Raw genomic sequence first — 1,297 nt, forward strand, 5'->3', positions numbered from 1 at the left:
GCGGTTGATAAGCAGGCAGACCATATCGTTCCCGAGCATGCCCTAACCTCACTGACCCTGGCTTCTTACCTTTTAACTTATTCCAAATGCCTGAACATTCTCGGCGTTGAAGTGCGTACTCGATATCCAATGTATCGACGACGGGAAACTGAATCCCTTCGCCAATGGTGTTTAAAAGCGCATTATAAAAAAACTGCCGCTCGATATTCTTGTAGTGCACCAGCACCACCTTGCCAGCGAGTGCATCCAAAATCTCACCTAGTATTTGCGTTAATTGGGGCGCGTTTTTCACTTCAGAATCCGTAATGCCATGAATAACGACAGACTCCTCATTAAGCTCTCGGTTCGGATTTACAATCCAATGCGCTGAACCACTGCACTGCACTCGGTCAATCGTAAACGGCACAAGACCAATGGTAAGAATGGCATCCTCTTCTGCATTTAAGCCCGTCGTTTCAAAATCTACCGAGACAAACGGCACCTCTTTTAATGGCGTATCCCCATTCACCATAGGAGTCGAATAGTATCGCTTCAACCGTTGATCTTGCGCTTGCTCTGCCAACTGCTCAAACAATACTGACCACTCCGGCGTTTGCGAAGTATCGAGCAGCGGTGTACTCGCCTTACTTTTTGCCAACCACATCATTTACTGCTTCTTTGGTAGCGGAACTTAATGAAGTTCTGCGCATTGCTTAGAATTTGGAATGCCGCTTTCAGATTACGACGTTCGAAATCGGACATGTTTTCTGGCTCGATGTTGTTATCCGGCTCGTCGCCATTTTCAATATCCAAGGCTTGGTGACGGATTCGAACCATATAGATAAGCTCCATCGCATCTCGCAAGTCCATTCCTCGCCCTTTTGGCAGAATCCCGGCGTCATTAATGTCGTCTAATCGATCAAACGAGTTTTGCAAACGCGAACCAATCGCCAAGGCATGCACTCGAATCAAATCTGCCAGCGGCGCGGTACCGCGTCGTTTAAGGTTGATAGAGTTGCGATGACGCCCATCTTTCTCCATCACGAAATCTTTAAAAAATCCTAACGGCGGCGTTCTTCGAATTGCGTTGTAAGCCATACAAGCCAAAAATCGATTGTTCTTTTTGGCTCGTCTGACAATAAAGCTACTCAGTTGCTCTGCCCATTTCACCCGGCCATGAATCCCTAGCAAATCGAAGAAAATATTGCTGTTGAGCAACCTTTCTGGCGTCGGATGATCGATCCAATCGCCAAAGCACTCTTCCCATTGCGATTTGGTTTTTCGCCATTCAGGATTGGTAGCCATAATGTCGCCCGTA

At 47.0% G+C, this 1,297-nt stretch carries 2 protein-coding genes; both read right to left on the bottom strand.

Annotation, left to right across the window (positions count from 1 at the left end):
• A partial coding sequence (locus tag R7E42_RS24405; protein WP_318073148.1) for a 3'-5' exonuclease occupies positions 1-646 on the bottom strand: 646 nt, incomplete at its 3' end.
• The coding region (locus R7E42_RS24410) for a putative nucleotidyltransferase substrate binding domain-containing protein (protein WP_318073149.1) at positions 643-1,297 on the bottom strand (655 nt) is incomplete at its 5' end. The genes R7E42_RS24410 and R7E42_RS24405, both read right to left, overlap by 4 nt.

The organism is Vibrio sp. Vb1337 (genome assembly GCF_033338715.1).
Lineage (GTDB): Bacteria > Pseudomonadota > Gammaproteobacteria > Enterobacterales > Vibrionaceae > Vibrio > Vibrio alginolyticus.